Here is a 14,594-nt window from a genome sequence, read left to right on the forward strand (position 1 = left end):
CGTGGCCTGTCAGTAATCCCGCTCGAAGAAGATGCCCAGACCCGTGCTGCCGGTTCCGTCCACGGTGCCCTTGAGGGTGAAATTGTCGGTCACGTCCAGGTTCAGGTTCACCTCGGTATCGCCCTGGGTGTTGACGGTGAAATCGGTGTAGAGGTTCTCGCCCAGATAGGCCCCGGCACCGAGCCGGCCCGCGCCGCCCGAATCCGCGCCGACGTCAATGGTGTCGGCGCCGGTGGAGTCGCGCAGACCCTTGGTCGAATCCCCGCCCACGCCGCTGAGCTGCGCTAGTGACGCGGCCATCTGGGCGATGACGAAGGGCGAAAGCTCGGTGAACTGGTTGCCGAAGAGCAGGAGGGCCAGCGCCTCTTCCGACGGGCGTTCGGGGTCGGAGGTTACCTTAACCTCGGGGCCGTCCAGAGGACCTTCGATGGAGATCGTGGCGGTGCCTTCCGAGGTGCTGTTGGTCGAGGCGAAATCGACATAGGGCGTCAGGTCGCCCTGTAGCGTGACGGTGCCCCGGGTCAGGTCCAGCCTGCGGCCCAGAATGTTGAAGACACCGCGGATCAGCTCGATCTGGCCCGAAGGTACGACCGCGGCGGTGGTGCCGCGGATGCGAATGTTTCCGCCCAGTTCGGCATTCAGGCCGCGCCCGCGCACGAAGACCTGCTGTGGCGCCAGCAGCGAAATATCCAGCGCGATCCGCGACTGTTTGCCCTTGCCGTTGCCGGTGTCGACCAGCTTGGCCCGCTCACGCGTGACATAGACCGGACGGGGCTCACCTACATGGCGGATCGGCGGGATCGGGGCAGCGCCGACCGCGCCGGTGGCGGCGGCGAGGTTGATATTGGTTTCGCCGAAGCGGATCTGCCCTGCCAGCGTGCTGTTGCCCGCCAGCGGGCCGGACATCACGATCTGGCCGTTGAGCGAGGTTTCGTAGAGGATCTGGTCGGTCAGGATCAGCTCGTTCAGCGTGGTGGTGATCTGGCCGTTGAAGGGCGGCGTCAGGTCGACCGGACCGGCGACCGTGAACCCGCCGCCTGCGCGCAGCCCGCCGTTCAGCGCGATAGTGGCCCGGCTGTTTGCCAGCGTGACGGTGCCGCCGATCCCCTCGATGGTCTGCCCCGCGCCGGGGATGGCCATCGCCGTTCCCGAGGTGGTGATCGTGCCGCTGACCGCATCCAGACCGGGTGTGCCGCGCAGGGCGAGATCGAAGCGGGCGGTGCCGCCGATCTTGTTGGGCGAGATGTATTTGTTCGCCACCCCGAGGTTGATCGTGCCCTTTGCCGTCACATCGGCCTCGCCTGTGCCCTCGTCGAAGGTGCCGCCCACGGTGGTGTCGATCTCGGCAGGGCCCCTGGCGCTGGTGTCGATGGTCCAGATGCCGTCATTTCGCTTGGCGTTGCCGGTGGCGGTGATGGTCCCGGGAAAATCGGGCACGAAGCGTTCCAAACGGTCCATCCGGGCGTCGAAATCCAGATCGGCGGTGCCATCGGTGTTCACGTGTCCCACCAGATTGGCGTAGGAGCTGTCGGGGCCTTCGAGGCGCAGATCGCCCTCGTACCCGGATCTGGTGGGCGAGACGTTGCCGGTGAGTTGCAGCGGTCCCGAGACACTGGTTGAAATGCGCGACAGCTCATCCAGCGCGGCAGAGAAGTTCAGCACGCCCTCCTGTTGGCTCAGCAAACCGCGCGCCTGCGCCGTCAGCGCGGCGCCGTTCAGGGCGAAATTGCGGACATTCAGCCCGCTTTGATCGTTGGCGGCATCGAGTGTGAGTGTCGTGTGGCCTTCGATCAGGCGGTCGACTTGGGCGAGACCGCTTTGCAGGTCGGTGGCATCCATGTTCAGGCGCAGGTCGAAGACCCGCCCTTCGACCGCGCCGCGCCCATCCGCATCGGCGCTGACGGCGCCGCCCAGTTCGCGCCCCGCCAGTGCGGAGAACAGCGACAGGTCGGGGGCGTCGATCTTGGCGCGGCCTTCGACCGAGGGGGAGCCTTCGGGGTCGGTCACGGTTGCGGCCACATCAGCCTTGAGCGCGGTGCCGTTGAGGATGGCCTTGCGCAGGATGATCTGGGTGGCCGTTCGGGCGGCGTCGAGCGAGATGGTGGTGCGGCCCGAGATCAGCGGGTCGATCTCGACCATGCCGGTTCTCAGGTCGCGTCCGGTGATTTCGGCCCGGGCGTCGAATTCCAGCGTCTCGACCGTGCCCTTGCCTTCGACCGAGGCCTGAATGGCGCCGCCCAGATCCTGCCCGGCGAGCGCCGAGAACGGCGACAGGTCGGGCGCGTCGATTGTGGCGCGGCCTTCGACCGAGGGGGAGCCTTCGGGGTCGGTCACGGTTGCGGCCACATCGGCATTGAGTGCGGTGCCGTTGAGGATCGCCTTGCGCAGGATGATTCGTGTGGGCGTCCGGGCGGCGTCGAGCGAGATGGTGGTGCGGCCCGAAATCAGCGGGTCGATCTCGGCCATGCCGGTTTTCAGGTCGCGTCCGGTGATCTCGGCCTGGGCGTCGAATTCCAGCGTCTCGACCGCACCCTTGCCCTCGACCGAGGCCTGAAGGGTGCCGCCCAGATCCTGCCCGGCCAGTGCCGAGAAAACCGCCAGATCCGGCGCGTCGACCTTGGCGGAGCCGTCCAGCGTCAGGACGCCAGCGGGGCTGGACGCCTTGGCCGAGGCCTCGGCCTTGAGGGCGGTGCCGTCGAGCGTCGCCTTGCGGATGGTCAGGCCCTGTTCGTCGCGGACTGCGTCCAGAAAGATCGTGGTTTCGCCGGTGATCAGCGGGTCGATATCGGCGCGCCCGGTGGCCAGATCGCGGCCTTGGACCGAGAGCTGGCCGTCGAAGCTGCCGCCCAGTGGCGCGCCGCTGCCGGTCAGTTCCGCCGACACGGCCCCGGCCAGATCCATCTGCGCGAGGCCGGAAAAGCGGAACAGGTCCGAGGCCAGCAGCGCCACAGTGCCATCCATGTCGAAGCCGCTGTTCAGCCCGTCGATCACGGCATCGGCGCTGATCGTATAGTCCGAGCCCACCAGTTCGAAGCCGGAAAGCTCTAGCGCGTTGTCCTGGCGCAGGCCGAACAGCCCGTCGAGCGTGATGCGGCGACCGACCGCCTGGTTCAGGGCCGGGTCGGCAAAGACGAGCCCGTCGAGCACCGATTGCAGGTCGCCCTCGAGCTGGGGAGTTGCGCCCTGTTCCAGTACCCCTTGCGCGGTCAGCCGGGCCCGGTCCAGTTGCAGGTTTGGCGTTTCAAGCCCGTCGGCAGTCAGGCTGAGGTCCCAGATATTGCCGTTTGTCTGGTCGAAGAGCGCCGAGACCTGTGCCGCCGCCAGTGTAGTGTTTCCGTCGCCCGCCGGCAGCACCACACGCTTGCCATCCGGGGGCAGGATACGGCCCTGCAGCGCGGCCTTTTCCAGATCGCCGTTAGCTGCGAGCGCCAGTTCGCCTTTCAGCCGCAGGGCGTTCGAGGTGACCTCGAACGCGGAGACCTCCAGCCGGCCGTCCGGGTCGCTGCGCCCGTCGAGATAGAGCCGGGTGCGGACGCCGAAGAAGGGGACGAACTCCTGCGTCAGGAACGGGGTGACATCGCCGCCCAGATCGGCGGTGAAGGCGATGCCCTTGGCGGCGGTTTCGCCGCCGGGGATTTCGGCCTCGCGCAGGCGGACCTGACCGGTGACCCGCTCGGTATCCTCGCTGATCAGCGAAATGTCGGCGGTGAAATCGGTGATCGGCCCGGATCCCTTGGCCGACAGCAGCAGCGGTGGCTGGCCGGGCAGCTTCAGGGCCGTCGAGATCAGGCCGCCGGAATCCTCGGCCACTTGCAGATCGAGCCCGATCTGGCTGCCTTCGTTCTGGAACTGGGCCTTGAGCGTGATCGCGTCGCCGGGGCGGTCCAGACGGGTCACGCCCAGATCGGTATCCAGCGCGCCATCGGCCAGCGACAGGGCGCCGTTGACCTCCAGTTCGGCGGCCAGGCCGATCAGCGGCTCGCCAAGCGCCAGCCTGTCCACCCGGATCTCGCCCAGTTCGACCGCCACCGGCAGTTCGGGCAGCTGGAACGGCTGTGCCTCGGGCGTCGGCAGCGGTTCGTCGGTCGTGGTCACGCCGGGGGGGCGGTCGATCAGGATTTCCTCGGCCGTCAGCGCGTTGACCGAGAACCGCCCGCGCAGCAGACCGAGACGGTTCCAGTCCAGTTCCGCGTTGTTGATGGTCAGCCAGATGCCCTCGTCATCGGCCACGGTGATCTGCTCGATGGTGGCCTGCGAGCTGAGCGCGCCGGACAGCCCGCGCACCTTGATGTTGCGGTTTTCGCCCGACAGGTTGCTTTCGAGGAAATCGACCAGCAGGCCGCCGCTGTCCTGCGCTTGCACGCCTGCCGGAAAGGCTCCGGTCATGGCGACCATCACAAGGGGGAGAGCCGCGCGCCGCATCAGAAGGCCTGTCCTATGCCGATATAGAATTGCAGCCCGTCATCATCCGGGCCCTGCACCGGATAGGCCAGATCGAAGCGCAGCGGGCCGAAGCCGCCCAGATCGTAGCGGACGCCCAGACCGGCGCCGGAATGATGGGCGGAATCGCCGCTGACGAACGAGGAGCTGTCCACCGCGCCGTAGTCATAGAACCCCACCAGCGACAGCGCATCGGTCACGCGGCCGCGTACCTCGGCAGAGAGGCCGAGAAACGAGCGCCCGCCGGCGGTCTGGCCGTTCACGGGGATGCCGAGGCTTTCGAAGGCCTGACCGCGCACGGTTCCGGCGCCGCCCGAGAAGAACAGGAAATCGGGGCTGACATTGTCCGCCGATGGTCCGATGACCGAGCCGACCTGCACCCGCCCGGCCAGAACCAGTCGCCCGGCGGTGCCGATATCCCAATAGCCGCGCCCGTCCAGATAGAGGCGCAGGCCCGAGTCGCTGTCGGAGAGGCCAAGGAACGGCTGTGCCTGCGCGTCCAGGTAGAAGCCGCGCGTGGCGCTGACCTTGCTGTCGCGCTCATCCCATTCCGAGCGCAGCGGCAACACCAGGTAGCGGAACTTGCGCCCCTCGCCATAGGCGTCGTCGGCATCCGCGTAGGCGAAGGCCACCGATGCCTCGGCATAGAGCCGGTCGGAAAAGGTGCGGCGCGCACCATAGCCCAGTGCGGCGCGGGTGACGTTGTAATGGGTGCGGTTGCGGCGCTCGATCTCGGCGACGTAGAAGGTGCTGTCATCCGGTCCCAGCCGGTCGGGCTGATCCAGACGCAGACCGATGCGGCCGTCGATATCCTCGGTCCCGCCGATATTGCGTATGCTAGCCTCGAACCGCAGCCGTTCGGCACCGCCAAAGAGATTGCGGTGCAGCCACGTGGTGCTGACATCCAGCCCCTCGCGCGATGAGATTTCGACCCCGAAGGTGAACCGCCTTTTGGGCATGTCCTCGAAGGTGGCATCGAAATCCAGCGAGCCGTCGGGGTTGGGGGTTTCGCGTTCCTGCAGCGAAACCACGCTGAACGTGCCGGTCCGGCGCAGGCGGGTGCCCACCCGTTGCACCTTGTCCGGCGAATAGACCTCGCCCGTGGGAAAGCCCGCGATGCGTTCGATGGACCGGGCGCGCACGTCGCTGTCGCCCTGTATGAACATCCTGCCGAAGGTCAGTTTTGGACCCGGCAGAAGCTCGATATCGGTGTCCAGCGTCGCCTGGCTGTGGCGGGCGGTGATCCTCTGGTCGCCGATATCGGCCTTGGCGTGGCCCACATTCTTCCAGCCCAGCACTCCGGCGCGCGCGGCGTCCTGAATGATGCTGGTATTGGCGGGGGCGCCACGGGCAAACCCGTCCGGAAGCTCGGTGCCGCGTGCCAGCGGTGCAATCCGGGCGGTGCCGAAACGGAAGGCCGGGCCGGTCTGTACCGCGATGTCGATCCGGTTCACCTGCGCGGGTGAGTTGAGCGGGTCGATATTGGCGGCCTCGCGCCCGTCGAGGCGGATGCTGACGACCGGGCTGAAATACCCTTCGTCATAGAGGATCTGCACCAGTGTCCGGTAATCGGAGAGCGACGCCGACAACAGTTCGAGCGGGGTTTCGAGGCCGCGCGCCTCGGCGGTCAGGACCGAGGAGGTCTCGGCGATCCGGTCCCGCAGGTCGCTGGATGCGCCGGGCGTGGACAGGGTTGTTTCCAGTGCGCCTGCCGAGTCAGCCAATGCCAGAACGCAGATTATGAACAGCCCGCGCTTCAAGGCATTCCACGGCCTTTTCGATGTCATGGCACGGCTCCAAACTGCCCCAACTCGCGAATATCCGCTGCCGCGCAACTGACTCGCGGCTCAATATCCGTCAGTTAGATCATCCGGGCGCCGGGATGAAAAGAGCCTTGGCGCCTATCTTGGGTCACGGGGTCAGGTGGGGGGCCGCAGCGGTCAGCCGTTTGCGCCCCGGAACCATCGGATGATGGCGGCGCGGTCTTCGGGTTCCATGAAGGTCACGTTGGCGGGTGGCATCGCGTGGCTGATGCCGGCCTGCAGATAGATCGCCTGCGCGTTGCGGGCAACGTCGGCCTCGGTTTCCAGGAGCACGCCCTTGGGCGCCCAGAGCATGCCTTCCCACACCGGCTCGCGCGCGTGGCACATCGAGCAGCGGCCCAGCACCACGTCATGCGCCTCGGAAAAGCCGGGGGCTGCGGCATAGCGCTGTTCGTAAGCGGTCAGGGGCTGCGCCTCGGCCTCTTCCAGGGTCTGGTGCATCGGCGCCGTGGACAGCCAGATGATGGCGAGAAACAGCAGTGCGGTGGCCAGCCAGGTCCAGGTGGGGTTGCCGGTGCGGGCGTGCATCGAGTTGAAATAGTGCCGGATGGTCACGCCCATCAGGAAGACGAGGCTGGCGATGATCCAGTTGTACTCGGTGGCGAAGGCCAGCGGGTAGTGGTTGGAGAGCATCAGGAACACCACCGGCAGCGTCAGGTAGTTGTTGTGGGTCGAGCGCAGCTTGGCAATCTTGCCGTATTTCGGGTCGGGCGTGCGCCCGGCCTTGAGGTCGTCGACCACGACGCGCTGGTTCGGCATGATGATGAAGAACACGTTTGCGGTCATGATCGTCGCGGTGAAGGCACCCAGATGCAGCATCATGGCGCGGCCGGTGAAGATCTGGTTGTAGCCCCAGCCCATGATGACCAGCAGCACGAAGAGCAGCACCATCAGCAGGGTCGGGCGTTCGCCCAGGCCCGATTTGCACAGGAAGTCGTAGACCAGCCAGCCGATGGTCAGCGAAGCGGCCGAGATCAGGATGCCCTGCCACAGCGCCAGATCGGCCTTGGAAGCGTCGATCAGATAGAGTTCGCCGCCCACCCAGTAGACGATCATCAAAAGCGCGGCGCCGCTCAGCCAGGTCGCATAGCTCTCCCATTTGAACCAGGTCAGATGCTCGGGCATCTGCTCGGGCGCCACCAGGTATTTGCGGATGTGATAGAAGCCGCCGCCATGCACCTGCCATTCCTCGCCATGAGCACCGGGCGGCAGATCGGGGGCTTGGCGCAGGCCCAGGTCCAGCGCGATGAAATAGAAGGACGATCCGATCCAGGCGATCGCCGTGATCACGTGCAGCCAGCGCACCGCAAAGGCGATCCAGTCCCAGAAGGCGGCAAGGTCGTACATAGGGGCAGTCTCCGCTTGATTGGCGCCACACTAGGCAAGCTGGGTTTTCTTCGGTATTCCCGTATATTGCCAAGCTGTATCAAAAATTTCCGAAAAGATGTCCTATCTCGACAACATACGCACCTTTGTCCGGGTCTACGAGCTGGGCAGCATGTCCGCCGCCGGGCGCGATCTGCGGATCTCGCCGGCGGTGACCTCGGCGCGCATTTCGCAGCTTGAGGATCATCTGAGCGTGCGGCTGTTCCAACGTACCACGCGCAACCTGACGCCGACCGAGCAGGGGCAGGCCTTTTATCCCGGCGCGGTGGCGGTGCTTGAGGCGGTGGATGACGCCGAGGCCAAGGTGATGCACCTGACCGAGGCGCCGCGCGGCTCGCTGTTCGTGGCGGCCCCCTTCGGGGTCGGGCGGCGGTTGCTGGCGCCGCAAGTGCCGGAGTTTCTGGCGGAATATCCCGAGATCGACGTGCGGTTGCGGCTGACAGACCGCTCGGTGGATCTGACGACCGAGGGGCTGGATCTGGCGTTCTTCATCGGCCAGCCCGAGGACAGTACCCTGCGCATCCGCAAGATCGCCGATTGCCAGCGGGTGCTGTGCGCGGCGCCGGGTTATGTCGAACGGCGGGGCATGCCCGAGTCGGGGGAGGCACTGATCGCCGATGGTCACGAGTGCCTAAACCTGCGCTTTCCCGGCGCGACCGAGTTCCAGTGGGTGTTGCAGACGGCGGACGGGCCGAAACGCTTTGCGGTCTCGGGCCAGTTCGAATGCGACGACGGAGACGTGCTGACGGATTGGGCGCTGTCGGGGCAGGGCATCGTGCTGAAGCCGGTGTTCGAGATCGCAGCGCATCTGAAATCCGGGAGCCTGGTGCCGGTGGCCACGCAGACACCGCCGGTGCCGGTGCAGATGGCGTGTCTTTATACACATCGCAGGCATCAGGACCCGAAAACGCGGCTGTTCATGGAGTTCATGACCGCCCGCATCGGCGTGTCCGTGCGCGAGGCGGAAAAGCAGGCGGGCTGAGGGGCCGGGGCGCTCCCGCCTCTGTTTGCGCCTTGCGGGCGCCGTACAGCGTTGGGCCGGGCGCCGGGCCCTGACGGGCCCGGCGGGGGCTGCTCCATAGGGCGGTACGATGAGCGTGGGCGCAACCCCGCCGCGCCTGCAAGGCGCGGCGCCGGGCCCAACGGGAGGCTGGCCTTTCAGGCCAGTCCGACGGGCGGGAGCCCCTGTTGGCCCGGTTCAGCTGCCTCGGTAAGTGGAATAGCCGTAGGGCGAGAGCAGCAGGGGCACGTGGTAATGCGCCTCGGCGTCCGACATGCCGAAGCGGATGGGGATCTGGTCGAGGAACAGCGGCTCGGGTGCATCCAGCGGCCCGGCGCGCAGGTAGTCCCCGGCGAAGAACACCAGCTCGTATTCTCCGGTTTGGAACGCGTCCTGTGGCAGGATTGGGGTGTCGGTTCGCCCGTCGTCGTTGGTCACCCGCTCGGCCAGCTTGGTCCGGTTCTCGCCTTCGAGCCGATAGAGCACGATCTTCATCCCCGCGGCGGGCAAGCCGGTTGCGGTGTCCAGAACGTGGGTCGTCAGATATCCTGCCATGGTCCAATCCTCCTGCCTTGGCCATCAGATGTGCCGCAAGCGGCGCGGCTTGGCAAACGCGAACCATTTGACACAGTCTCAGGAAGTTTTTGAAACTCTCAGCCGAGCGTCCTGTTTCTATGGGATTATAAGAAGAATCGGAAACAGCGTTCTGTTTGATTTGAAAATCTTTCGGTCCGAAACGCGCTATTGCTCGTCAGGACCACATCAACCCCGGAGACGGACACCACCATGCAGCCCCCCCGCTATCCCCGCGACATGATCGGTTATGGCGCCCAGCCGCCGCAGGCGCGCTGGCCGAACGGTGCCAGGATCGCCGTGCAGATCGTGCTGAACTATGAAGAGGGGGGCGAGAACTGCATCCTGCATGGCGATGCGGCATCCGAGGCGTTCCTGTCCGAGATTGTGGGCGCGGCGCAATGGCCCGGTCAGCGGCACTGGAACATGGAATCTATCTATGAATACGGCGCGCGGGCGGGGTTCTGGCGGCTGCACCGGCTGATGAAGGATATTCCCGTCACCGTCTACGGCGTCGCCTCGGCGCTGGCGCGGTCTCCGGATCAGGTGGCGGCGATGAAGGAGGCCGGATGGGAGATCGCGTCCCACGGGCTGAAATGGATCGAGTACAAGGACGCCGCCGAGGCGGACGAACGCGCCGATATGGACGAGGCGATCCGGCTGCATACCGAGGTTGTCGGGGAGCGCCCGCGCGGCTGGTATACCGGGCGCTGCTCTGTCAACACGGTGCGGCTGGCCGCCGAGGAGGGCGGGTTCGACTATATCGCCGATACCTATGCGGACGATCTGCCCTTTTGGGTGCAGATGGGCGGGCGGGATCAGTTGATCGTGCCTTACACGCTCGACTGCAACGACATGCGCTTTGCCACGCCGCAGGGGTTCAACTCGGGCGATCAGTTCTATGCCTATCTCAAGGACACGTTCGACGGGCTTTATGCCGAGGGCGAGGCGGGGGCGCCGAAGATGATGTCGGTTGGGCTGCATTGCCGCCTGATCGGGCGTCCGGGGCGGGTGATGGCGCTGAAGCGCTTTCTCGACTATGCGCAGGGGCATCAGGACGTGTGGTTCGCCACGCGGCTGCAGATTGCCGAGCATTGGGCGGCGGAGCATCCGCCGGTTGCTCATCCGCGCCCGTCGCAGATGGACAGGGATGCGTTTGTGGCGGCCTATGGCGGTGTGTTTGAGCATTCCGCCTGGATTGCCGAACGGGCTTATGAATTGGAACTCGGACCCGCGCATGACACCGCTGGCGGGTTGCACAATGCGCTGGCGCGCATGTTCCGGTCGGCCTCCGGGGACGAACGGCTGGGCGTGCTGACTGCGCATCCGGATCTGGCGGGCAAGCTGGCGCAGGCAAAGCGGCTGACGGCCGAGAGTACGTCCGAGCAGGCCTCAGCCGGGCTCGACGCGCTGACGGATGAGGAGCGGGAGGCATTCACCGCGCTTAATCAGCGTTACACGGAGAAGTTCGGTTTTCCCTTCATCATCGCGGTGCGGGATCATGACAAGGCCTCGATCCTTGCCGCGTTCCAGCGCCGGATCGATCAGGACCGCGACACGGAATTTGCCGAGGCCTGTCGTCAGGTCGAGCGTATCGCCGCGTTTCGATTGCGCGACCTGCTGCCGTCATGAGCCGGATTGTCGTTGAGCCGATCTCGGCGGCGGGTTTTGCGCCTTACGGAGACCTGATCGACTGTGCCGGGGAGCCAGACAAGATCATCAATCAGGGGCAGTGTGGCCGCTATCACGACCGCGCGTCGCTGGATTTCGCCGAGGGCCGCGCCGGGATCAGCCTGTTCAACGCCAATCCGCGCGTGCTGCCTTATCGGCTGGATATGGTCGAGCGGCACCCCGAGGGCAGCCAGGCCTTCATCCCGATGACGCATCAGCCGTTTCTGGTGATCGTGGCGCCGGATGAGGATGGCAGGCCGGGCCGCCCGCGCGCCTTTGTCACCGAAGCGGGGCAGGTCGTGAACTATCATCGCGGCACCTGGCACGGGGTGCTAACGCCGCTGCACGGGCCGGGCCTGTTCGCGGTGGTGGACCGGATCGGTGGCGGCGCCAATCTGGAAGAGTTTTGGTTCGACGACCCTTATGAGGTTGTGGCCGAATAGATGAAGCCGCCGGGCAATAAGCGGCAAGACCCCCATGAGATCCAACAGGGAGGACAGTGAGATCATGGCCGACACTTCGATAGGAACGCCGGAACAGCTCCGCGATCCGAATTACACACCTGCGCTGCACAAGGCGGTGCCGCTGGGTATCCAGCATGTACTGGCGATGTTCGTTTCCAACGTGACGCCCGCCATCATCGTGGCGGGGGCCGCAGGGTTCGGGTTCGGCTCGAACTCGCCGGATTTCCCGGAGCTTTTGTACCTGATCCAGATGTCGATGCTGTTTGCCGGTGTCGCCACGCTGTTGCAGACCATCACGGTGGGGCCGGTGGGCGCCGCGCTGCCTATCGTGCAGGGCACGAGCTTTGCCTTTCTGCCGATCATGATCCCGCTGGTTGCGGGCAAGGGTGTCGATGCGCTGGGCGCGCTGTTCGGGGGCGTCATTATCGGCGGGCTGTTTCACGCCTGCCTCGGCGCGGTGATCGGCAAGATCCGCTTCGCGTTGCCGCCGCTGGTGACCGGGCTGGTGGTCACCATGATCGGTCTGGCGCTGGTCAAGGTGGGCATCCAGTATGCCGCGGGTGGCGTGCCTGCGATCGGGACGCCGGAATATGGCTCATTGCTCAACTGGTCGGCGGCGCTGGTGGTGGTGCTGGCGACGCTGGGGCTGAAGTTCTTCACCAAGGGGATGCTGTCGGTCTCGGCGGTGCTGATCGGGCTGGTCGTCGGCTACATCTATGCGTTGATGGTGGGCATGGTGACCTTTGAGGCCATCGGCAGCAGTTGGGGCCGGGCCGCCGCGTTCGCTCTGCCGGTGCCGTTCAAATACGGGTTCGAGTTCTCGGCTGCGGCGGTGATCGGGTTCTGCCTGATGGCGTTCGTGTCGGCGGTCGAGACCGTGGGCGATGTCTCGGGTATCACCAAGGGTGGCGCGGGGCGCGAGGCCACCGATACCGAGATCGCGGGGGCGACCTATGCGGATGGTGTGGGTTCGGCTGTCGCGGGCCTGTTCGGGGCGTTCCCGAACACCTCGTTCAGCCAGAATGTCGGCCTGATCGCCATGACCGGGGTGATGAGCCGCCATGTGGTGACCTGTGGCGCGCTGTTCCTGATCCTGTGCGGGCTGGTGCCCAAGGTTGGTGCGATCATCCGCACCGTGCCCATCGAGGTGCTGGGCGGCGGCGTGATCGTGATGTTCGGCATGGTGGTGGCGGCCGGTATCTCGATGCTGTCGGATGTGAACTGGAACCGGCGGAACATGGTGATCTTCGCCATTTCGCTCTCCATCGGTCTGGGTTTGCAGCTTGAGCCCGGCGCGGTGCAGCATTTGCCCGACACCGTGCGCATTCTGATGACCAGCGGTCTGTTGCCTGCGGCGCTGATTGCCATCGTGCTGAACCTGGTCCTGCCTGAGGAGTTGGCGGATGAGTCGACCGAGGAGGTCTCGGGCGGCATGGCCGGTCACGGTTCGGGCAGTTTGCCGGGGCGGTAGCGCCTCAGACGTCCGGTGCCATCAGGCGCGCGACGTCGAGCATGCGGGCCGAGAACCCCCATTCATTGTCGTACCAGCCGAAGACCCGCACCTGGTTCTCGCCCACCATGCGGGTTTCCGGCCCGGCGATGACCAGCGACTCGGGGCGGGTGCGCAGGTCGGAGGAGACCAGCGGCTGATCGGTCCAGCCGAGAACCGGAGAGGCGGTTACCGCATCGCGGAGCGCGGTGTCGAAGCTCTCGGCGCTCATGCCGCGTTCCAGTTGCACGATCAGGTCCACCGCTGACACGCTGGCGGTTGGCACCCGCACGGCGGCGCCGGAGATGCGGCCCGCCAGATGCGGCAGTACCGTGTCGATCAGGTGGGTGGCGCTGGAAGTGGTCGGCACCATCGACAGCGCGCCGGCGCGCGAGCGGGCGAGATCGCCGCGCGGGGCGTCCACCATCGGCTGGCTGTTGGTGTAGCAATGGATCGTGGTCATGTGGGCCGAGGCGATGCCCGCGATCCCGTCGATCACCTTGACCAGCGGCGCCAGCCCATTGGTGGTGCACGACGCGTTCGAGACGATGCGGGCATTGCCCAGCTGATCCTCGTTGGCGCCCAGCACGATGGTCACCTCAGCCGCCGGGGACGGGCCCGAGATCAGCACTTTGCTTGCGCCCGCCGTCAGGCCTCGGCTGGCCACGTCCGAGCTGCGTGCGATCCCGGTGCAGTCGAGCAGCACGTCGATTCCGGACAAATCCACGCGGGTCATGTCGGGGCTGTGGGTCATCGGGATGGTGTGGCCATTGATTTCCAGCGCCTCGTCCCCGGCTTGAACCGTGCCCGGATAAGGGCCAAAGGTGCTGTCGTATTTGAACAGATAGGCGCAGGTTTCGAGCGGGGCGATGTCGTTGATCTGCACCAGCTCGACATCCGAGCCCTGCGGCAGGGCCAGAAGCTGCCGCAGGATCGTGCGGCCGATGCGGCCGAATCCGTTGATCGCGAGTTTCATGGCCAAGCTATGGCAGGAGGGATGGGGGACCTCAATGCCCGTTTCCCGCTCGCGTTAGCCGCAGCTGACCTGCGAGAAGAACTGGCCCGAGATGTTCTGATACATGCTGGACCGGATCACCCGGCAGCCGGTGGCCTTTTGGATGGCGGCGATGGCCTGCGTGGTGCGCAGACGTGCCGGGGGCCCATACGGGTTGAGGTTGTTGCGGTCGCGCGTGGCGCGGTAGATCACCGGTTCCTCGGAAACCTGCGTCACCGCCCAGGTGCGGCTGAGGACGTGAACCGTGCGGGTCTGATCCTGCGCGGCGGCGACGGTTGCCCCGAGCATGGCGATGACGGTTACGGCGGCCAGTGCCGCAAATGCGTTACGTGTTTTCATAATGTGACTTCCCGAATGACTCGAACCATTGGAGTGATTTGAACAAATTAAGGGGTGTCTGAGAAGCCCCGGTAGACAGGTGTGTTCCGAAGGGCGCCTTGGTGGAGTGGCGGGACAGCTCAGGCGGCAAGGAGATGGAACACCGACCCTCATGGAATTATTCAAAGACAAAAACGTGACCTCAATTTCATTTTATTCGCGCGTGTTCGGGGGAGCAGATATTCTGATTTCAAGAAGCGCAATGCGGATTGCCTTCTGGTTTATTAGTATCGGTGATCACCGAATAAAGTGCTGATCCGAACATGTTTTTTGGTAAGAAATCTGCGGCTCCGACGGCTTTCGGAGCCGCAATTCAATTCACATAGTCAAGTCGCGAAAAAGCGCTCGACCTATC

Annotated in this window: 10 protein-coding genes; 4 read left to right on the forward strand and 6 right to left on the reverse strand. The window is 65.5% G+C overall.

Features of this window, described 5'->3' with window-relative positions:
- Window positions 1–9: 9 nt before the first annotated feature.
- The 3 genes from AB3N21_RS01445 to AB3N21_RS01455 form a co-directional block, all read right to left on the reverse strand.
- A complete protein-coding gene (locus tag AB3N21_RS01445) occupies window positions 10–4,386 on the reverse strand; it encodes a translocation/assembly module TamB domain-containing protein (RefSeq protein WP_367933543.1) in 4,377 nt (1,458 codons plus the stop codon).
- A gap of 35 nt (window positions 4,387–4,421) precedes the next feature.
- Complete coding sequence (locus AB3N21_RS01450) at window positions 4,422–6,227, reverse strand: autotransporter assembly complex family protein (protein ID WP_367933544.1); 1,806 nt, start codon at window positions 6,225–6,227, stop codon at window positions 4,422–4,424.
- 153 nt (window positions 6,228–6,380) lie between these two features.
- Window positions 6,381–7,610, reverse strand: a complete 1,230-nt coding sequence (locus tag AB3N21_RS01455) for a urate hydroxylase PuuD (protein WP_367933545.1) — start codon at window positions 7,608–7,610, stop codon at window positions 6,381–6,383.
- 97 nt (window positions 7,611–7,707) lie between these two features.
- Between AB3N21_RS01455 and AB3N21_RS01460 the strand changes: the two genes are divergently transcribed.
- Window positions 7,708–8,631 carry a LysR family transcriptional regulator gene (locus AB3N21_RS01460; RefSeq protein ID WP_367933546.1) on the forward strand — a complete coding sequence of 308 codons (924 nt, stop codon included), beginning with the start codon at window positions 7,708–7,710 and terminating at the stop codon, window positions 8,629–8,631.
- 216 nt (window positions 8,632–8,847) lie between these two features.
- On the opposite strand, the gene uraH is transcribed toward AB3N21_RS01460, so the two are convergent.
- Entirely contained in the window at window positions 8,848–9,204 is a 357-nt protein-coding gene (gene uraH / locus AB3N21_RS01465) for a hydroxyisourate hydrolase (RefSeq protein WP_367933547.1), read from the reverse strand.
- A gap of 231 nt (window positions 9,205–9,435) precedes the next feature.
- Between uraH and puuE the strand changes: the two genes are divergently transcribed.
- The 3 genes from puuE to AB3N21_RS01480 all read left to right on the forward strand — a co-directional run bounded on the left by puuE (window position 9,436) and on the right by AB3N21_RS01480 (window position 12,828).
- Complete coding sequence (gene puuE, locus AB3N21_RS01470; RefSeq protein WP_367933548.1) at window positions 9,436–10,854, forward strand: allantoinase PuuE; 1,419 nt, start codon at window positions 9,436–9,438, stop codon at window positions 10,852–10,854.
- Window positions 10,851–11,336: an ureidoglycolate lyase gene (locus AB3N21_RS01475; protein WP_367933549.1), complete on the forward strand. Its 486-nt coding sequence runs from the start codon at window positions 10,851–10,853 to the stop codon at window positions 11,334–11,336. Before puuE ends, AB3N21_RS01475 begins: the two co-directional genes overlap by 4 nt.
- Before the next feature lie 64 nt (window positions 11,337–11,400).
- The gene (locus AB3N21_RS01480) at window positions 11,401–12,828 is read left to right on the forward strand and encodes a nucleobase:cation symporter-2 family protein (protein ID WP_367933550.1); all 1,428 of its coding nucleotides are present in this window, start codon (window positions 11,401–11,403) and stop codon (window positions 12,826–12,828) included.
- A 4-nt stretch (window positions 12,829–12,832) separates the two neighbouring features.
- Here AB3N21_RS01480 and AB3N21_RS01485 read toward each other — a convergent pair whose 3' ends face one another.
- Both AB3N21_RS01485 and AB3N21_RS01490 read right to left on the reverse strand, forming a co-directional pair.
- On the reverse strand, window positions 12,833–13,822 hold the full coding sequence (locus tag AB3N21_RS01485; RefSeq protein WP_367933551.1) for a type I glyceraldehyde-3-phosphate dehydrogenase: 990 nt from the start codon (window positions 13,820–13,822) through the stop codon (window positions 12,833–12,835).
- 54 nt (window positions 13,823–13,876) lie between these two features.
- Window positions 13,877–14,200, reverse strand: a complete 324-nt coding sequence (locus tag AB3N21_RS01490) for a hypothetical protein (RefSeq protein ID WP_254446443.1) — start codon at window positions 14,198–14,200, stop codon at window positions 13,877–13,879.
- Between the last annotated feature and the right edge of the window lie 394 nt (window positions 14,201–14,594).

The sequence above is a fragment of the Ruegeria sp. genome (assembly GCF_040830605.1).
In the GTDB taxonomy this organism is placed as follows: Bacteria; Pseudomonadota; Alphaproteobacteria; order Rhodobacterales; family Rhodobacteraceae; genus Ruegeria.

What these genes read in the sequence shown, in the direction of transcription:
- AB3N21_RS01445 (WP_367933543.1), bottom strand. Translation starts at nt 4,386, where the DNA reads ATGACCGGAGCCTTTCCGGCAGGCGTGCAAGCGCAGGACAGCGGCGGC.
- AB3N21_RS01450 (WP_367933544.1), bottom strand. Translation starts at nt 6,227, where the DNA reads ATGACATCGAAAAGGCCGTGGAATGCCTTGAAGCGCGGGCTGTTCATA.
- AB3N21_RS01455 (WP_367933545.1), bottom strand. Translation starts at nt 7,610, where the DNA reads ATGTACGACCTTGCCGCCTTCTGGGACTGGATCGCCTTTGCGGTGCGC.
- AB3N21_RS01460 (WP_367933546.1), top strand. Translation starts at nt 7,708, where the DNA reads ATGTCCTATCTCGACAACATACGCACCTTTGTCCGGGTCTACGAGCTG.
- uraH (WP_367933547.1), bottom strand. Translation starts at nt 9,204, where the DNA reads ATGGCAGGATATCTGACGACCCACGTTCTGGACACCGCAACCGGCTTG.
- puuE (WP_367933548.1), top strand. Translation starts at nt 9,436, where the DNA reads ATGCAGCCCCCCCGCTATCCCCGCGACATGATCGGTTATGGCGCCCAG.
- AB3N21_RS01475 (WP_367933549.1), top strand. Translation starts at nt 10,851, where the DNA reads ATGAGCCGGATTGTCGTTGAGCCGATCTCGGCGGCGGGTTTTGCGCCT.
- AB3N21_RS01480 (WP_367933550.1), top strand. Translation starts at nt 11,401, where the DNA reads ATGGCCGACACTTCGATAGGAACGCCGGAACAGCTCCGCGATCCGAAT.
- AB3N21_RS01485 (WP_367933551.1), bottom strand. Translation starts at nt 13,822, where the DNA reads ATGAAACTCGCGATCAACGGATTCGGCCGCATCGGCCGCACGATCCTG.
- AB3N21_RS01490 (WP_254446443.1), bottom strand. Translation starts at nt 14,200, where the DNA reads ATGAAAACACGTAACGCATTTGCGGCACTGGCCGCCGTAACCGTCATC.